Source organism: Limnohabitans planktonicus II-D5 (genome assembly GCF_001270065.2).
GTDB classification, from domain to species: domain Bacteria; phylum Pseudomonadota; class Gammaproteobacteria; order Burkholderiales; family Burkholderiaceae_C; genus Limnohabitans_A; species Limnohabitans_A planktonicus.
The window spans coordinates 1-17355 of record NZ_LFYT02000025.1; the positions used below are offsets into that span (position 1 = coordinate 1).

General features: G+C 57.7%; 14 protein-coding genes, 3 rRNA genes and 1 pseudogene. 14 read left to right on the forward strand and 4 right to left on the reverse strand.

The features are described 5' to 3' along the window. Both H663_RS36140 and rrf (H663_RS36145) read left to right on the forward strand, forming a co-directional pair. Positions 1-294, forward strand: a 23S ribosomal RNA gene (locus tag H663_RS36140); the annotation flags it as partial. 173 nt (positions 295-467) lie between these two features. Then, a 5S ribosomal RNA gene (gene rrf, locus H663_RS36145) occupies positions 468-580 on the forward strand. 45 nt (positions 581-625) lie between these two features. Here the strand turns inward: rrf (H663_RS36145) and H663_RS36150 are convergent. Next, positions 626-1548: pseudogene (locus H663_RS36150) on the reverse strand (MBL fold metallo-hydrolase). Positions 1549-2073: 525 nt separating this feature from the next. On the opposite strand from H663_RS36150, the gene rrf (H663_RS36155) reads away from it, so the two are divergent. Further along, positions 2074-2186 (forward strand): 5S ribosomal RNA (gene rrf, locus H663_RS36155). Between the two features lie 45 nt (positions 2187-2231). Here rrf (H663_RS36155) and H663_RS36160 read toward each other — a convergent pair. Together H663_RS36160 and H663_RS36165 are read right to left on the reverse strand one after the other, a co-directional pair. Then, on the reverse strand, positions 2232-3155 hold the full coding sequence (locus tag H663_RS36160) for an MBL fold metallo-hydrolase (RefSeq protein ID WP_053172406.1): 924 nt from the start codon (positions 3153-3155) through the stop codon (positions 2232-2234). Positions 3156-3170: 15 nt separating this feature from the next. Then, positions 3171-4856 (reverse strand): AMP-binding protein, encoded by a 1686-nt coding sequence (locus H663_RS36165; RefSeq protein WP_116695911.1) that lies wholly within the window; start codon positions 4854-4856, stop codon positions 3171-3173. Between the two features lie 176 nt (positions 4857-5032). Here H663_RS36165 and H663_RS36175 point away from each other — a divergent pair, with 176 nt between their 5' ends. The 8 genes from H663_RS36175 to H663_RS36210 all read left to right on the forward strand — a co-directional run bounded on the left by H663_RS36175 (position 5033) and on the right by H663_RS36210 (position 13899). Further along, complete coding sequence (locus H663_RS36175) at positions 5033-5773, forward strand: GNAT family N-acetyltransferase (RefSeq protein ID WP_420844062.1); 741 nt, start codon at positions 5033-5035, stop codon at positions 5771-5773. Positions 5774-5855: 82 nt separating this feature from the next. Further along, the gene (locus tag H663_RS36180) at positions 5856-6752 is read left to right on the forward strand and encodes an HlyC/CorC family transporter (RefSeq protein WP_053172400.1); all 897 of its coding nucleotides are present in this window, start codon (positions 5856-5858) and stop codon (positions 6750-6752) included. Then, positions 6749-8317 (forward strand): apolipoprotein N-acyltransferase, encoded by a 1569-nt coding sequence (lnt, locus tag H663_RS36185; RefSeq protein ID WP_053172398.1) that lies wholly within the window; start codon positions 6749-6751, stop codon positions 8315-8317. Before H663_RS36180 ends, lnt begins: the two co-directional genes overlap by 4 nt. A 140-nt stretch (positions 8318-8457) precedes the next feature. Next, positions 8458-9363 (forward strand): glycine--tRNA ligase subunit alpha, encoded by a 906-nt coding sequence (gene glyQ / locus H663_RS36190; protein WP_053172397.1) that lies wholly within the window; start codon positions 8458-8460, stop codon positions 9361-9363. Between the two features lie 11 nt (positions 9364-9374). After that, on the forward strand, positions 9375-11507 hold the full coding sequence (gene glyS, locus H663_RS36195; protein WP_053173545.1) for a glycine--tRNA ligase subunit beta: 2133 nt from the start codon (positions 9375-9377) through the stop codon (positions 11505-11507). Positions 11508-11544: 37 nt separating this feature from the next. Then, complete coding sequence (gmhB, locus tag H663_RS36200; RefSeq protein WP_053172395.1) at positions 11545-12141, forward strand: D-glycero-beta-D-manno-heptose 1,7-bisphosphate 7-phosphatase; 597 nt, start codon at positions 11545-11547, stop codon at positions 12139-12141. Next, the gene (locus H663_RS36205) at positions 12138-12899 is read left to right on the forward strand and encodes a lysophospholipid acyltransferase family protein (RefSeq protein ID WP_053172393.1); all 762 of its coding nucleotides are present in this window, start codon (positions 12138-12140) and stop codon (positions 12897-12899) included. The genes gmhB and H663_RS36205 overlap by 4 nt, the downstream gene beginning before the upstream one ends. Positions 12900-12918: 19 nt before the next feature. Then, positions 12919-13899: a M48 family metallopeptidase gene (locus H663_RS36210; protein ID WP_053172391.1), complete on the forward strand. Its 981-nt coding sequence runs from the start codon at positions 12919-12921 to the stop codon at positions 13897-13899. Here the strand turns inward: H663_RS36210 and H663_RS36215 are convergent. Then, a complete protein-coding gene (locus H663_RS36215) occupies positions 13890-14990 on the reverse strand; it encodes an MBL fold metallo-hydrolase (RefSeq protein ID WP_053172389.1) in 1101 nt (366 codons plus the stop codon). The two genes, H663_RS36210 and H663_RS36215, sit on opposite strands and share 10 nt — an antisense overlap. 128 nt (positions 14991-15118) lie before the next feature. Here H663_RS36215 and H663_RS36220 point away from each other — a divergent pair, with 128 nt between their 5' ends. From H663_RS36220 to H663_RS36230, 3 genes are all read left to right on the forward strand, one after another. Further along, complete coding sequence (locus tag H663_RS36220) at positions 15119-15523, forward strand: MerR family transcriptional regulator (protein ID WP_053173543.1); 405 nt, start codon at positions 15119-15121, stop codon at positions 15521-15523. Between the two features lie 50 nt (positions 15524-15573). After that, entirely contained in the window at positions 15574-16035 is a 462-nt protein-coding gene (locus tag H663_RS36225; RefSeq protein ID WP_240620552.1) for a PaaI family thioesterase, read from the forward strand. A gap of 130 nt (positions 16036-16165) precedes the next feature. Continuing rightward, complete coding sequence (locus H663_RS36230; RefSeq protein WP_053172384.1) at positions 16166-17347, forward strand: isovaleryl-CoA dehydrogenase; 1182 nt, start codon at positions 16166-16168, stop codon at positions 17345-17347. The last annotated feature ends 8 nt before the right edge of the window (positions 17348-17355 follow it).

The window sequence follows — 17355 nt, forward strand, 5'->3', positions numbered from 1 at the left end:
CCCTATCTTCCGTGGGCGCTGCAGATTTGAGGAAGCCTGCTCCTAGTACGAGAGGACCGGAGTGGACACACCTCTGGTGTATCGGTTGTCACGCCAGTGGCATTGCCGAGTAGCTAAGTGTGGAAGAGATAACCGCTGAAAGCATCTAAGCGGGAAACTCGTTTCAAGATGAGATCTGCCGGGGCCTTGAGCCCCCTGAAGAGTCGTTCAAGACCAGGACGTTGATAGGTCGGGTGTGGAAGCGCAGTAATGCGTTAAGCTAACCGATACTAATTGCTCGTGCGGCTTGACCCTATAACTTTGATCACACATTGAAAGATGTGCATTGGTCAAGGAAGTTATGCCAAGTTGACGCATTCAAAAAAGGTTGAAAGTCCGGGTTAATAGCCTGGTTTAAAAGCCAAAATCTGATTCGAAACTCTATGAATTCGTTGTCTTGACGCAAGTCAAGATGACACCAAGTTATGCCTGATGACCATAGCAAGTTGGTCCCACTCCTTCCCATCTCGAACAGGACAGTGAAACGACTTAGCGCCGATGATAGTGCGGATTCCCGTGTGAAAGTAGGACATCGTCAGGCTTCTAACAGCCCAAAACGCCTCACCGTTCGGTGGGGCGTTTTCTTTTATGTGTTGTGCAGAAAACCCTCTTCAACACTCACAGCACCACTGCGCTGTAACTCTGCCAGCATCATGTCGATCCAAGTACTGAGCGTATAACCATGGCCAAAGCGATCATGCAAGTCGTTTAAATATGGCACATCCTTGGACCACTGATCAAAATCAAGGCGGTTGATGCTACCCCATTCGAGCAGTTTGAATTTCAGCAGAACTTTGACTCCATAACTGGCGTGTCTATCTGGATTTTTGACAAAGACATCAAGCTTTTTGCGAGCCAATGACAAGGCTGAGGCCACGTCCATAAAAACTGAACCGTGGCCAGGAATGATGATGGCGGGATTCAGTTTCTCAATCAGATCAAGCGTGGCACTGACTTCATCAAACGCATCTATTCCTTGTAGTTCAGGAAACACAACCCCAAAGCCGTTTTGCCACAAGGCATCAGCAGACACAAGCAGGCTTTGCTCTGGGGCAAATAGAATGACTGAATGCGGGTCGTGTCCGGGTGCGGCATGGACTTCCCAGTCCATGCGAGCCCAATGGTGAACCGCGCCGGGTTGCAGGATTGCGTTGAACTTGAAGGGGGGCAGTTTTGACCTGTGGGTTTGTAGCTCAGCGCATCTTCTTCCCAGCAAGCTACGGCTAAGGACTGACCCGGCGGTATCCAGGTTTGCATGTCCGGATAATGTGCTTGCAAGGCTTGGTTGCCACCGCAGTGGTCACTGTGCAAATGGGTGTTGACCAGCAAGTCCAGTGAGCGAGTTCCCAAGCTTCGCTCAAGCAACGACAAGGTTTGCGATTGGTGTGTGACGTATCCACTGTCAATCAGGGTGGCCTGATCATGGTCGCACAGCAAGATATTGTTGGCAGATAACCAGCCACGTTCGAATACAGACACACCATCTGGCAACTCAATATTTTTTGACATAGCTTTTAATAAGCTTCAAGTATGGTTGCGAAGTTCTCGACGCAAAATTTTGCCCACATTGGTTTTTGGTAATTCTTCGCGGAATTCAATGTATTTGGGACGTTTATAAGAGGACCGGAGTGGACACACCTCTGGTGTATCGGTTGTCACGCCAGTGGCATTGCCGAGTAGCTAAGTGTGGAAGAGATAACCGCTGAAAGCATCTAAGCGGGAAACTCGTTTCAAGATGAGATCTGCCGGGGCCTTGAGCCCCCTGAAGAGTCGTTCAAGACCAGGACGTTGATAGGTCGGGTGTGGAAGCGCAGTAATGCGTTAAGCTAACCGATACTAATTGCTCGTGCGGCTTGACCCTATAACTTTGATCACACATTGAAAGATGTGCATTGGTCAAGGAAGTTATGCCAAGTTGACGCATTCAAAAAAGGTTGAAAGTCCGGGTTAATAGCCTGGTTTAAAAGCCAAAATCTGATTCGAAACTCTATGAATTCGTTGTCTTGACGCAAGTCAAGATGACACCAAGTTATGCCTGATGACCATAGCAAGTTGGTCCCACTCCTTCCCATCTCGAACAGGACAGTGAAACGACTTAGCGCCGATGATAGTGCGGATTCCCGTGTGAAAGTAGGACATCGTCAGGCTTCTAACAGCCCAAAACGCCTCACCGTTCGGTGGGGCGTTTTCTTTTATGTGTTGTGCAGAAAACCCTCTTCAACACTCACAGCACCACTGCGCTGTAACTCTGCCAGCATCATGTCGATCCAAGTACTGAGCGTATAACCATGGCCAAAGCGATCATGCAAGTCGTTTAAATATGGCACATCCTTAGACCACTGATCAAAATCAAGGCGGTTGATGCTACCCCATTCGAGCAGTTTGAATTTCAGCAGAACTTTGACTCCATAACTGGCGTGTCTATCTGGATTTTTGACAAAGACATCAAGCTTTTTGCGAGCCAATGACAAGGCTGAGGCCACGTCCATAAAAACTGAACCGTGGCCAGGAATGATGATGGCGGGATTCAGTTTCTCAATCAGATCAAGCGTGGCACTGACTTCATCAAACGCATCTATTCCTTGTAGTTCAGGAAACACAACCCCAAAGCCGTTTTGCCACAAGGCATCAGCAGACACAAGCAGGCTTTGCTCTGGGGCAAATAGAATGACTGAATGCGGGTCGTGTCCGGGTGCGGCATGGACTTCCCAGTCCATGCGAGCCCAATGGTGAACCGCGCCGGGTTGCAGGATTGCGTTGAACTTGAAGGGGGGGCAGTTTTGACCTGTGGGTTTGTAGCTCAGAGCATCTTCTTCCCAGCAAGCTACGGCTAAGGACTGACCCGGCGGTATCCAGGTTTGCATGTCCGGATAATGTGCTTGCAAGGCTTGGTTGCCACCGCAGTGGTCACTGTGCAAATGGGTGTTGACCAGCAAGTCCAGTGAGCGAGTTCCCAAGCTTCGCTCAAGCAACGACAAGGTTTGCGATTGGTGTGTGACGTATCCACTGTCAATCAGGGTGGCCTGATCATGGTCGCACAGCAAGATATTGTTGGCAGATAACCAGCCGCGTTCGAATACAGACACACCATCTGGCAACTCAATATTTTTTGACATAGCTTTTAATAAGCTTCAAGTATGGTTGCGAAGTTCTCGACGCAAAATTTTGCCCACATTGGTTTTTGGTAATTCTTCGCGGAATTCAATGTATTTGGGACGTTTATATCCAGTCAGTGTTTCGTGACAAAACCGTGCTATGGCCTCTTCAGTCAACAGAGGATCATTGCGGACCACGAATACCTTGATGGCCTCGCCTTGCATGGTGTCTGGAATACCCACTGCAGCACATTCCACGACGCCGGGGCAGGTGGAGATGACATTTTCCAATTCGTTGGGAAAAACATTGAAGCCGCTGACGATGATCATGTCTTTTTTGCGATCCACGATACGTGTAAAACCTTGATCATCCATGAAGCCGACATCACCCGTGCGCATGAACCCGTCAGAAGTAAAAGTTTTGTCGGTTTCATCGGCTTGTTGGAAATAACCGGTCATCACATTGGGACCACGAATGCAAATTTCACCAGAACTGTTTAAGGGTAAATTGTTGCCTGCATCATCCTTGATGGCTATGTCGATGCTTGGTAAGGGCAGGCCTATGTTCCCGCTGAAATGGGTATGCGTGACCGGATTGTTGGTGCCAATGGCGCAGGTCTCGCTCATGCCCCATCCTTCGATCATGGTGGAGCCGGTGGCAGCATGCCAATGGCGTGCTGTGCCTTCCGATGCGGCCATTCCTCCCGCCTGTGTAAGTTTGAGGGTCGAAAAATCAATGGTTTTGAACATCGGATGCTGCATGAGCGCATTGAACAAGGTGTTCACGCCAGGCAGCATGTGAAACGGCCGCTGTTTGAGCACTTCAATGAATTTGTCAAAATCCCGAGGGTTGGGCACCAGAGTCATGTGCGACCCTTGGCGGATGGCCAGAAGGCACAAGGTCAAGGCAAAGATGTGATAGAGAGGCAAAGCCGCAATGCTGTTGACATTTCGGAGATCACCGATGTCTTTCAGAGCAGGAGAAAACCAAGCTTCGGCTTGCAAAATCGAAGCTACAACATTCCTGTGGGTAAGGATGGCTCCCTTGGACAGCCCAGTCGTACCCCCTGTGTATTGAAGAAATGCGATGTCATCAAGGGTTTGAGTGCATGGCTTGAGCGACATACGGCTTCCCACGGATATGGCCTTCTTGAACGAAGTCACAGTGCGACCGTTTGATAAGGGCAGCTCGAATTCGGGGACCATTTTGGCCAGATGGCGGACGGCAAATGTCATCCATCGACCATAAATGGGGCCTAGTAAATCACCGATGGATGCCAGCACCACATGTTCAATATCCGTTTGATCAATGACCTCTTGCAATGTAGATGCGAAATTTTCCAGGATGACGATCGCTGAGGCACCGGAATCCTTGAGCTGGTGGGACAGTTCACGAGCGGTGTACAAAGGGTTGACGTTCACACAGGTGTACCCGGCACGCAAAATCGCAGCCATGCTCACGGCGAACTGCGGAACATTGGGCAGCATGATGGCAACGCGGCTGCCTGGTTGCAGGCCCTGACTCTGCAACCACGCACCTAAAGCGGTCGAGAGCTGATCCAGCTCACGGTAAGACATCCAGCGGTTCATGCAGACCGAAAAAGGACTCTCGCCATGTTGCTCAAAAGCGGTTTTCAACAAATCCGTCAGGCTGCTGTATTGGTCAGCATCAATGTCGTGTGGTACGCCTGCGGGGTAATTCTTCAACCAAATGCGATCCATGCTCGTCTCCGTGAATAAAAACATTGTCATCATGTCTGCGTCCAAGTGTCAGAGGGCTATCCCCCAGAAAGTCAAGGAGAAGGTCTCAAAGGCGACAAAACAGCATCAAGGCTGGGAGGACTTGCGCACAAACACAATTCGTAAATGCGTGCAAAATGAGAGAAACCTCCCCGCACATGACTGAAACCCACACAAAGAGCATCGGATTCTGGCGTCGCTTTTGGATGCGATGGATTGGTGCATTGGATGCTGGTCAAACAGATCGAAAACAAACCGCCTCTCATGGACTGCGTTGGCTGCCGATCCGGTCCTTGTCACCCAGGCACAAACCACGCATCCAAAAACATTTGCTGTCATTGCAGCCTCAAGATCGCTACTTGCGTTTTGGATATCCGGCGACTGACGAGCAAATTGGGCGCTATGTGACGGGCCTGAATTTTGAACGAGATGAAATCTTCGGCGTCTTCAATCGCCGCCTGGAATTGGTGGCCATGGCGCATCTGGCTTATTCAGTGGATCCACAATGGGCCACCTGCGCCGAGTTTGGAGTTTCCGTGGCTTCTCATCAGCGTGGAAGGGGGATTGGTGCCAAGCTGTTCAACCATGCCACCACACACGCCCGCAATCAGGGGGTGAGCATGTTATTTATCCATGCCTTGAGCGAAAACGTCGCCATGCTCAAGATCGCACGCCATGCGGGGGCCAAGGTGGAGCGCGATGGCAGCGAAACCGAGGCCTATCTGAGCTTGCCCACCGCCAACCTGGACAGCCAAATCAGCGGCATGCTTCAAGAGCAAATGGCTGAAATTGACTATCAACTGAAAAACCAGGCACACCAATTTCGACAATGGTTGTCAACCCTGCAAGAGGTTCGGCAAGGTGTGCGTGATGCAAGACATGTCAGCGACAAGGGCTGACAAACCAAGTCCATAACGCACTGTCATCTGAATCCGCTATCCTAGAGCCCCGCCACAACAGCATGTCCTGCCTTTCTTGACTGTGTCAGACCCTCACCCTGCGCGCACTACCGAGCGCGAAGACAAACGCAGTTTTTTGCAAAAACTGGCTGAATTCATCCATCCTGGCCCCGACTCTGCAGACGAGTTGATCGAGACTTTGGCCGAGGCTGAAGGCAACCACATCATCAATGCCGAAAGTCGTTTGATGCTCGAAGGTGTGATCCGCATGGCCGAAATGACGGCCGGGGATGTCATGGTGGCTGCACCGCGCATGGACCTGCTGTCCATTGATGATCCGTTTGACGAACTGCTGCACCAGGTCATTGAGACCGCACATTCGCGATTTCCGGTCTATGAAGGCGAGAAAGAAAACGTCATCGGCATCCTGTTGGCCAAGGACCTGCTCAAGCTTCAGCGTGCTCCGCAATTGAACATCCGCACCCTGTTACGCCCCGCCGTGTTTGTGCCCGAAAGCAAGGGTCTGAACGACCTGCTGCGCCAGTTTCGTGACAACCGAAACCACTTGGCCATCGTCATCGACGAATTCGGTCGCACAGCGGGTTTGATCACGATTGAAGACGTGCTGGAGCAAATCGTGGGCGAAATCGAAGACGAATTCGACATCGCCGACGATGAAGGGGATATTTTTGGTCTACCAGATCGGAGCTTTCGCGTCAGCGGTGACACCTCGCTGGAGCGCGTGAGTGAAGCCTTTGGCGTTAACCTACAGGAAGCCCGTGAAGAAACCGATGGTCCTGATTTCGACACCATCGGTGGCTTGATTGCCCATGAAATGGGGCATGTACCCCGCCGGGGTGAAAAGCACCTGCTGGCCGGACTGCAGTTTGTGGTCTTGCACACCCGTGCAGGTGCTGTGCGCTGGTTCAAGGTGTCGCAAGCCTCACCACCCGTGTCTCCCCATCAATCGGCTGCATGAGCGGGCGACAGGCATTGACACGGCGAACAGTTTGGCCCGCTTTGGCGGGTGTCGCGCAGGCTGCATCCATGGCCATGCCCGGCAGCGGTCATGCGCAGGGCTGGTTGCAAATCCTGAGCCTGTTGTGGCTTGCCCGAGGGCTGGTGCAAATCACACAGACGCAAGGGCTTCGTCTCAAGCCAATCATGCGGCTGGCCGCCTGGCAAGGCGGTGTGTTCGCGACAGCCTGGCTGGCGGGCTCGTTTTGGTGGCTCTATGTGTCGATGCACGATGTGGGGGGGCTGCCCAGCGTGCTGGCCGTGCTCGCCGTGCTGGCCCTGGCCGCTGCGCTGGCCTTGTATTACGCTTTGGCAGCGGCGGCATGGGTGGGTCTATCGAGCGGGCTGGGCCGTCAAGTCCTTTCGCCATGGCAGCGAAGTGCGCTGTTTGCTGCGCTTTGGACACTGGCCGAATTGATGCGTGGCCAGTGGCTGACGGGTTTTCCGTGGGGCGCAGGCGGTTATGCACATGTGGACGGCATGTTGTCGGTGTGGGCACCCTGGGTGGGCGTGTATGGCATCGGCGCACTCGCTGCGGGCCTGGCCATGAGGCTGGCCTTGGCGGGGTGGGGTTGGCGTGCAGTCCCGCCATTAGCGTTGGTGTGGGGGCTCTGCTGGGGGATGAAAGCCTGGTCCCCCGCATTCACGGCCTCGACGGGCACCGCGCAGGTCGAGTTGTTGCAAGCGAATATCTCGCAAAACGCCAAGTTTGATGTGAACAGCGGCATCCGGGATGCCCTGCAGTGGTACGACGCACGGCTGCGCAGCAGCAGCCAGGCGTTGGTGGTGGCACCCGAAACGGCTATTCCGTTGCTGCCGCGCCATTTGCCGCCCACGTATTGGCCCGATTTGGAAAAGCACTTTGCCGAACCGGGACGACCTTTGGCACTGGTGGGTGTGCCCTTGGGCTCATCCAGTGCGGGCTACACCAACTCCCTGGTGGCCTTGGGGTCGCAGGGCCTAGCCGCTTACCAATACGACAAACACCACTTGGTGCCGTTTGGCGAGTTCATACCGCCCGGCTTTGTCTGGTTTGTGCGCCAGATGCAGATTCCCTTGGGCGATTTCCGCTCGGGCGGGCTGCATCAGGCCCCCATTCACTGGCAAGGCCAGCGCCTGGCACCAAATATTTGCTATGAGGACTTGTTTGGCGAAGAACTCGCCGCCCGGTTCAAAGACCCCCTGCAAGCGCCTACGGCCTTTGTGAATGTCAGCAACATCGCCTGGTTTGGCGACACCCTGGCGGTGGACCAGCACCTGAACATCTCGCGCATGCGCGCCATGGAATTGAGTCGACCCATGCTGCGCGCCACCAACACCGGCGCCACCGCCATCATTGACCACCAAGGCCGTGTGACGCAACAACTGCCGCGATTCACGCGTGGCACCTTGATCGGCAGCTACGAAGGCCGAACCGGCTTGACGCCCTATGCGCGTTGGGCCACCGCCTGGGGTCTGAAGCCCTTGTGGGCGATCTGTGCCGTGGTCTTGCTGCTGGCCGCCTGGCGACGCAGGACGGCACCTTGAAGGCTTAAGGGCCGAAGACGATCGTTCCAGTGGCAGAGAACTGAGGGTGCTTGACCCCAGCAAAGGCCGTAAAATCAAGGGTTTGCGCAAAGCCTGCGCCCATCCACCCTCGCCAGCTCGCTGCTGGCAACGCTTCGGCCATGTTGACCTTCCAACAAATCATCCTCAAATTGCAGCAGTACTGGGACGCCCAGGGCTGCGCACTGCTCCAGCCCTACGACATGGAAGTCGGCGCGGGCACCAGCCACACCGCCACGTTTTTGCGCGCCATTGGCCCAGAGCCGTGGAAAGCCGCCTACGTGCAACCGAGCCGCCGCCCCAAGGATGGCCGCTACGGCGAAAACCCCAACCGCCTGCAGCACTACTACCAGTTTCAGGTCGTCTTGAAGCCCGCACCCAGCAACATCCTCGAGCTGTACCTGGGCAGTCTTGAGGCGCTGGGTTTTGACCTGAAGAAAAACGACATCCGCTTCGTTGAAGACGATTGGGAAAACCCAACCTTGGGTGCCTGGGGTCTGGGCTGGGAAGTCTGGCTCAACGGCATGGAAGTCACGCAGTTCACTTATTTCCAGCAAGTGGGCGGTATCGACTGCAAGCCGATCACGGGCGAGATCACCTACGGCCTGGAGCGCCTGGCCATGTATTTGCAGGGCGTCGACAACGTCTACAACCTGAAGTGGACCGATGGCTTGACCTACGGCGATGTGTACAAACAAAACGAGGTCGAACAATCGACCTACAACTTTGAGCACAGCGACGCCGAGTTTTTGTTCACCGCCTTTGGTGCGCACGAAAAGCAGGCCCAGCACCTCATGGGCGCACAGCTGGCACTGCCTGCTTACGAGCAAGTGCTCAAGGCCGCGCACACTTTCAACTTGCTGGACGCGCGCGGCGCGATCAGCGTGACCGAGCGGGCCGCCTACATCGGCCGCATCCGCAACCTGGCCCGCAGCGTGGCCCAGAGTTATTACGAGAGCCGCGAACGTCTGGACTTCCCGATGGCCCCGCGTGAATGGGTTGCCCAAATGCCCAAGAAAGCCGCGTGAGGGAGAACAACATGACGACACAAAATCTGCTGGTAGAACTGTTTGTGGAAGAGCTGCCGCCCAAGGCGCTCAACAAGTTGGGTGCTGCTTTTTCTGGCGTGCTGGCCGAACAACTCAAGGCCCAAGGGTTGGCTGCGGCCGACGCGGTGGTGACCGCGTTTGCATCGCCCCGCCGCCTGGCCGCGCATGTGACAGGCGTGTCCGCACAAGCGGCCGACAAGGCCGTGCAACAAAAGCTGATGCCTGTGGCCGTGGGCCTGGACGCGGCGGGCAACGCCTCGCCCGCTTTGCTGAAAAAACTGCAAGCGCTGGGTGCTGACGTGAGCGATCCGGCCACCGCTGTGGCCGCGCTCAAGCGCGCGCCAGACGGCAAAGCAGAAGCCCTGTTTTACGACAGCATCGTCAAAGGCGCATCGCTGCATGCGGGCCTGCAAAAAGCGCTGGAAGAAGCGCTGGCCAAGCTGCCGATTCCCAAAGTCATGCAATACCAGCTGGAGACCGATTGTGAGTTGCCAGGCTGGAGCAGCGTCAACTTTGTGCGCCCCGCTCACAGCCTGATCGCGCTGCATGGCAGCGCCGTGGTGCCGGTCAAGGCGTTGGGCCTGACGGCAGGCAACAGCACACAAGGTCACCGCTTTGAGGCCAAGGTCTCGCCTGTGGTGTTGCCGCACGCTGACCAATACGACGAAGTGCTCAAGCGCGACGGCGCGGTCATTGCCAGCTTTGCCGAGCGCCGCTCTGAGATCGTGCGCCAGCTCCAAGCGGCGGCTGCCAAGGTGGGCAACGGTGCCCGCCCCATCGAAGACGAGGCCCTGCTCGACGAAGTGACCGCCTTGGTCGAGCGCCCCAATGTGCTGACCTGCCAGTTCGAGACCGAGTTCTTGGGTGTGCCGCAAGAATGCCTGATTCTGACGATGAAGGCCAATCAGAAATACTTCCCTCTGATCGATGCGTCGGGCAAGCTAACGAACCGCTTCTTGGTGGTGAGCAACATCAGCCCCGACGACGCTTCGTTGGTGATCGGCGGTAACGAGCGCGTGGTGCGCCCGCGCCTGGCCGATGCCAAATTCTTCTTCGACCAGGACCGCAAGAAGACGCTCGAATCGCGCGTCGAAGGCCTGTCGAAAGTGGTTTACCACAACAAACTGGGCACCCAAGGCGAGCGCATGGCGCGGGTTTGCGCCATCGCCCAAGCCATCGGCCAGCAAGTGGGGGGCGATGCGCTGGCGCAGCAAGCTGAGCAGGCCGCCCGCCTGGCCAAGACCGATTTGCTGACCGACATGGTGGGCGAATTCCCCGAGCTGCAAGGCATCATGGGCGGCTACTATGCCCGCCACGACGGCCTGTCCACCGAAGTGGCCGAGGCCATCGAAGACCACTACAAGCCCCGCTTTGCGGGCGACGACTTGCCGCGCAACCACGTCGGCCTGGTGGTGGCTTTGGCCGACAAGCTCGAAACCCTGGTGGGCATGTTCGGCATCGGCAACGTGCCCACGGGCGACAAAGACCCGTTTGCGCTGCGCCGCCACGCTTTGGGCGTGATCCGCATGCTGATTGAAAAAGACTTGGCGCTGGGCTTGCCCGAATTGTTGGCCCTCTCTATACCTGTGTTCGGCGACAAGATTTCGGGCAACGCAGAGGTGCTGATCGATTTCATCTACGACCGCCTGTCTGGCAACCTGCGTGAGCAAGGCTTCAGCGCGCAAGAGGTGGATGCCGTCATGGCCCTGCGCCCGGCCCGTTTGGGTCAGGTCAGCCAATTCCTGTCGGCCGTGCGCGCCTTTGCTGCGTTGCCTGAGAGCCCGGCGCTGGCTGCCGCCAACAAGCGCATCGGCAACATCCTGAAAAAAGCCGGTGAGGTGGACGCCCACGTCAACCCCGCCTTGCTGCAGGAAGAGGCCGAGAAAAACCTCTACGCCGTGATGCAAAAGTTTGTCCCAGAGTCCGAGGCGCAGTTCAAGGCGGGCGACTACACCGCCAGCCTGCAAACCCTGGCCGCGTTGCGCGCCCCGGTGGACGCTTTCTTTGACGACGTGATGGTCAACGCCGAAGAGATGGACCTGCGCTTGAACCGCCAGGGCCTGCTCAAGTCGCTGCATGTGGCCATGAACCGCGTGGCCGACTTGTCGCGTCTGGCGGCTTGATCGGCCGACCCGAGTCTGGCACCCCCACCAAGCGCGCATGAACACCCATATGAAACTCGTCATCCTGGACCGCGACGGCACCATCAACCGCACGGGTGACGAGTTCGTCAAATCGCCGGACGAGTGGCAGCCTTTACCCGGGGCGCTGGAGGCGATCAGCCGCTTGAACCACGCGGGTTTTCATGTGGTGTTGCTGACCAACGAGTCGGGTCTGGGGCGGGGCCTGTTTGACATGGCCGCCTTCAATGCCGTGCACAGCCACCTGATCAAGAAACTGGCGGCCGTGGGCGGGCGCATCGATGCTTTCTTCTATTGCCCGCATGCAGCCGATGAAGGCTGCGGTTGCCGCAAACCCTGGCCGGGTCTTTTCTCGCAAATTGCCGAGCGCTATGGCGTGGACCTGACCGGTGTGCCCTGCATTGGCAACAGCCTGAGCGACATGCAGGTGGCCGAAGTGGTGGGCTGCGTGCCGCACATGGTGCTGAGCGGTCGCCATCCTGAATGGCTGGGGCAAGCTTTGCCGCCGGGTTTCCCGGCAGGTACACAGGTGCATGCCGATCTGGCCGCCTGTGTCGATCATTTACTGGGCTCTGAAAAGGGTTCGCGCCTCACTTTGACAACGACACCAACATGAACTTCATCCGATCTCTGATCCATGTGTTGTGGATGACCATCACCGTGGTGCCTTGGGCGCTGTTTGTCGTGCTGATTTCTTACTTCATCAGCAGCACACGCCTGTACTGGATTTGCGCCGCCTGGTTGCGCTTGGCGGTGAACAGTGGCACCTGGATTCTGGGCATCGAAAACCGCATTCAGGGCATGGAAAACTTGCCCCAGGGCACGAAGGACCCAGCCGTCTTGCTGGTCAAACACCAGTCCACCTGGGAGACCTTTGTGATGCCCGCGATCATGCCGCACCCCCTGGCCTATGTGTTCAAAAAAGAGCTGCTGCATGTCCCCTTCTTTGGCTGGGCCATGGCGCGCATGGACATGATCCACATCGACCGCAAGCAGCGTTCGCGCGCCTTTGCCAAAGTGGTGCAGCAAGGCCGCCGCCTCATGCAAGAGGGCGTCTGGGTCATCATGTTTCCCGAGGGCACACGCATTCCGCGTGGCCAAAAAGGCGAGTACAAAACCGGAGGTGCACGTTTGGCCATTGCGGCCGGGGTGCCTGTGATTCCGATTGCCGTGACGTCGGCGCGTTGCTGGCCCACCAAGGCCTTCATCAAAACCCCCGGCGTGGTGGACATCTCGATTGGCAAGGCCATTCCCAGCGAAGGGCGCCAAGCTGAAGAGCTGATGCTGGAAGTGGAAAACTGGATCGAAGCCGAAATGCACCGCCTCGACCCTGAGGCCTACCCCCCGGCCAGCGCAGCAAGCCCCGCGCACTGAACACAAGTCGGCCCTTCGCATGCGCACGCCCATGCAATTTGTGTTTGACTTCTTCACCGGAGGTGACCCGGTGCCGTCTCTGGCACCCAAGGCCAAGAAGCGCAAGTTGCCCGCACCGTCACAAAAGCAGCAGCCCAAGCCGCAGCCCCTTGCGTTGATCCCCCTTGTTCCAGTGACGGCCGGGCAGACCCCAGCCCCCACTGATCTGGGGCCCACAGAACCCGTGCTCAAGGCCTTGCCTGAACCCGCCATAGCACCGCAGGGGTTTACCCATCCAACGTCTACGCGCCACGCCGTTTTGCAAGGCGTGCCGGTGAGTTATCGCTTTGAGCGTTCACGGCGGCGCAGCATTGGCTTTTTGGTAGGGCCCGATGGCCTGGTGGTGCGCGCCCCGTCTTGGGTGCCCATGCGCGAGGTGGATGCCGCAGTTCAGGAAAAAAGCGTCTGGATCGTGGCCAAATTGCAGCAGGCCAGGCAGCGGCAAACAGAGCAATTTCAAGCGGCCATTGAATGGACGCATGGCGCAGCGGTGCCCTATTTGGGGCGCACCGTGCAATTGTGCGTGCTGCGCCGGGGAGAGTTGCCCAGCCATGTGCAGTCGCCAGACGACACCTTGCCCGTGAGTCTGCCGCCCAATGCCAGCGCCACGCAGGTGCGCGAAGCCGCTCAAGCCTGGCTCAAGAAAAAAGCCGTGACCCTGTTTGAGCAGCGTTTGCATCACTTTGCGCCCCAGTTGGGGGTGCAGTGGAAAAAGCTCAGCCTGTCTAGCGCCAGCACCCGTTGGGGCAGCGCCCGCAGCGACGGGCACATTCGGCTGAACTGGCGCCTCATTCACCTGCCCATCAGCCAGATCGACTATGTGGTGGTGCACGAGCTGGCCCATTTGCGTGAGATGAACCACAGCCCCCGCTTTTGGGACACCGTGGGTGAAGTCATGCCCGATTACGCCGAACGTCGCCAGGCCCTGAAGCAGTCACCCATGGGCCTTCATCAGGACTGAGACACGCGAAAACGGTAGATGCCATCGTCATCGCGGTGGCGCACCAGCTGCCCGTCCAGCCAGAGCATGTTCAGGTGGGCCACCGATTCGCCCATGGCAAAGGTGGTCTGGTGCACATCCAGTGGGCGTCTGAACAAGACCGGCAGCGCATCGTGCGCGCTGTGTGGCCGCTCGATGCAGGCGGCCAGCAACTCGTCCAGGCGGTCCTGATGGTGCTGGCGCAGCTGGGCCAGGCGCGTGGCCACGCCTTTGAATGGGCGTCCGTGCGAGGGCAGCACCAGCGTTTCAGGCGCCAAGTCCTCGAACCGGCCGATCGAATCCAGAAACAGCTGCAAGGGGTTGCTGTCCGGCTCCATGGCGTACACGCTGACATTGGTGGAAATCGAGGGCAGCAGCATGTCCCCGCTGATGAGTATCTGCCCCTGGTCCGTGTACAGCGCCATGTGTTCGGGGGAATGGCCATAGCCGCTGATGCAGCGCCAATCCCGCTCCCCGATCCTGACGGTGTCGCCCGCCATCAGGCGCACAAAAGCGCCGGGAATCTTGGGCACCATGCCGGGGTAATAAGTCACACGCGAGCGCACCTGAGCCATGTCTTCAGGGCGGGTCCAGCCGTGGGCCGCGAAAAACTGCACCGTAGGGTCACCGCCAAAGTTGGACAGGCCGGAGCAGGCCAGCATGGCCGATTGAAATTCGCCCGTGCTGATCCACAAAGGAGCGTTCCAGCGTTCGCACAGCCAGTGGGCCAGGCCCATGTGGTCGGGGTGCATGTGCGTCACCAGCACGCGCAAGACAGGCAGGTTTTGCAAAACCTGGCTTTCCACCTTCAGCCAGGCCTCGCGTGTGGCCGGGTTGTCAATGCCGCAGTCCACGATGGTCCAGCCTTCGCGCAGCACGCCCGCTTGCTCGGGGTGGGGCATGCGGTCGCGCAGCAGCCACAGGTTGATGTGGTCCAGCGAAAAAGGCAGGGCCATGCGCAACCACATCACGCCGGGCGCCACTTCGATGGCGCTGCCCAGTTCAGGCAATTGTTTGTCCAGGGGGTAGTGCAAGGGCGGGGCTGACAAAGAAGCGGCGGGCAAAGGGGGCATGGGTCAGCTCGTATGGGTTAGCATTCGCACCATTGACGTTAACGTTAACGTCAAACATGAAAAGCATTCTAGGCGGCTCACCTTGACGGGGGCTGTCCCCGGTGTGCAAGGACGGTGAGGACCCCGCCATGGCAAGCACGTACACGATCAGCGATCTGGCCCAGGAATTTGACCTGACCACCCGGGCCATCCGTTTTTACGAAGACATGGGCCTGCTCGAACCCGAGCGCTCTGGCCCGGGAGGGCGCAACCGGGTGTATACAGCGCGCGACCGCACCCGTCTCAAACTCACCTTGCGTGCCAAACGCCTGGGCTTGTCGCTGACCGAGGCCAAAGACCTGATCGACATGTATGACAGCCCGCGCGACACGGTGCCCCAGCTCAAGAGGTTCCTGGTCGTGCTGGCCGAACACCGCCAGCAGCTGGAGTCGCAGCTGGCCGACCTGGAGGCCACGCTGGACGAGGTCAAGGCGCACGAAAAGGACACCCGCAGCTTGCTGAACAAGGCCTCTCAGCAAGCGAGCGTCGAGTGAAGTTTAAAATTGACGTTTACGTAAACGTCAATTAAAGTCCCATTTTTTTCATGTCCAGCGTGATGCCCGTGACCACAGTCTCTACACCCCCCACACCCCATGAACGCATTGCTCAAAGTCTGGCCCGTCAGGGCATGATGAACCATTTGGGTGTGCGCCTGCTGTCGGCCACCGTCGGGCAAGTCGAGCTGGCGGTACCCTACAGTGACAAAGTGACGCAGCAACAAGGCGGTTTTCATGGTGGAGCCATTGGCGCGCTGGCGGACATTGCGGGTGGTTATGCCGCGTTGACCGTGGCACCTGAAGGCATGGAAGTCACCACCGTGGAATACAAGATCAACTTCCTCTCCAACTTCCAAGGCGGCGAGATTCGCGCCACCGGTCGCGTCACCAAAGCCGGCAAACGCATCATCGTGACCACCGCCGAAGTGGTGCACATCGACGACAGCGGCAAACGCTCGGACTGTGCTGTGATGCAGTCGACGCTGGTGCCTGTGCCTAAAACTTACTGATGCGTTCAGCGTTGGGCGTTCAGCGTTCAGCGTGAAAACCCAACGCCCAACGCCCAACGCCCAACGCTCAACGCTCAACGCTCAACGCTCAACGCTCAACGCTCAACGCTCAACGCTCAACGGAGAAACCATGAACAACCTGCCCGGCCTGAACTTCCAACTCGGTGAAGACATCGACGCCCTGCGCGACGCCGTACGCGACTTTGCCCAAGCCGAAATCGCCCCCCGTGCCGCCGAAATCGACCGCAATGACCAGTTTCCGATGGACCTGTGGCGCAAGATGGGCGACCTGGGCGTGCTGGGCATCACCGTGGGTGAGGAATACGGCGGCGCGAACATGGGGTATCTCGCCCACATGATCGCGATGGAAGAAATCTCCCGTGCCAGCGCCTCTGTGGGCCTGAGCTACGGCGCGCACTCCAACCTGTGTGTCAACCAGATCAAGCGCAACGGCACGCCCGAGCAGCGCGCCAAATACCTGCCCAAGCTCATCAGTGGGGAGCACGTCGGTGCCTTGGCCATGAGCGAACCCGGTGCGGGCTCCGACGTGCTGAGCATGAAGCTCAAGGCAGAGGACAAAGGCGGCTACTACCTGCTCAACGGCTCCAAGATGTGGATCACCAACGGCCCCGACGCCGATACCCTGGTGGTCTATGCCAAAAGCGAGCCCGAGCTGGGCGCGCGCGGCGTGACGGCCTTTTTGATCGAGAAGGGCATGAAGGGTTTTTCGATTGCGCAAAAGCTCGACAAGCTGGGCATGCGCGGCAGCCACACGGGCGAGCTGGTGTTCAACAATGTCGAAGTGCCCGCCGAGAACATCTTGGGTGGCCTGAACAACGGGGCCAAAGTGCTGATGAGTGGCCTGGACTACGAACGCGCTGTGCTCACCGGCGGGCCGCTGGGCATCATGCAGGCCGTCATGGACAACGTGATCCCCTATATCCACGACCGCAAGCAGTTTGGCCAAAGCATTGGCGAGTTCCAGCTTATCCAAGGCAAAGTGGCCGACATGTACACCGTGCTGCAAGCCGGACGCTCGTTTGCCTACACCGTGGCCAAAAACCTCGACCTGCTGGGCACAGAGCATGTACGCCAGGTGCGCAAGGACTGCGCCTCGGTCATCTTGTGGACCGCCGAAAAAGCCACCTGGATGGCGGGCGAGGGGGTGCAGATTTTTGGTGGCAACGGCTACATCAATGAATACCCACTGGGCCGCTTGTGGCGCGACGCCAAGCTGTACGAGATCGGAGCGGGCACGTCCGAGATCCGCCGCATGCTGATCGGACGCGAATTGTTTTCTGAAACCTGCTGAGACCCGCA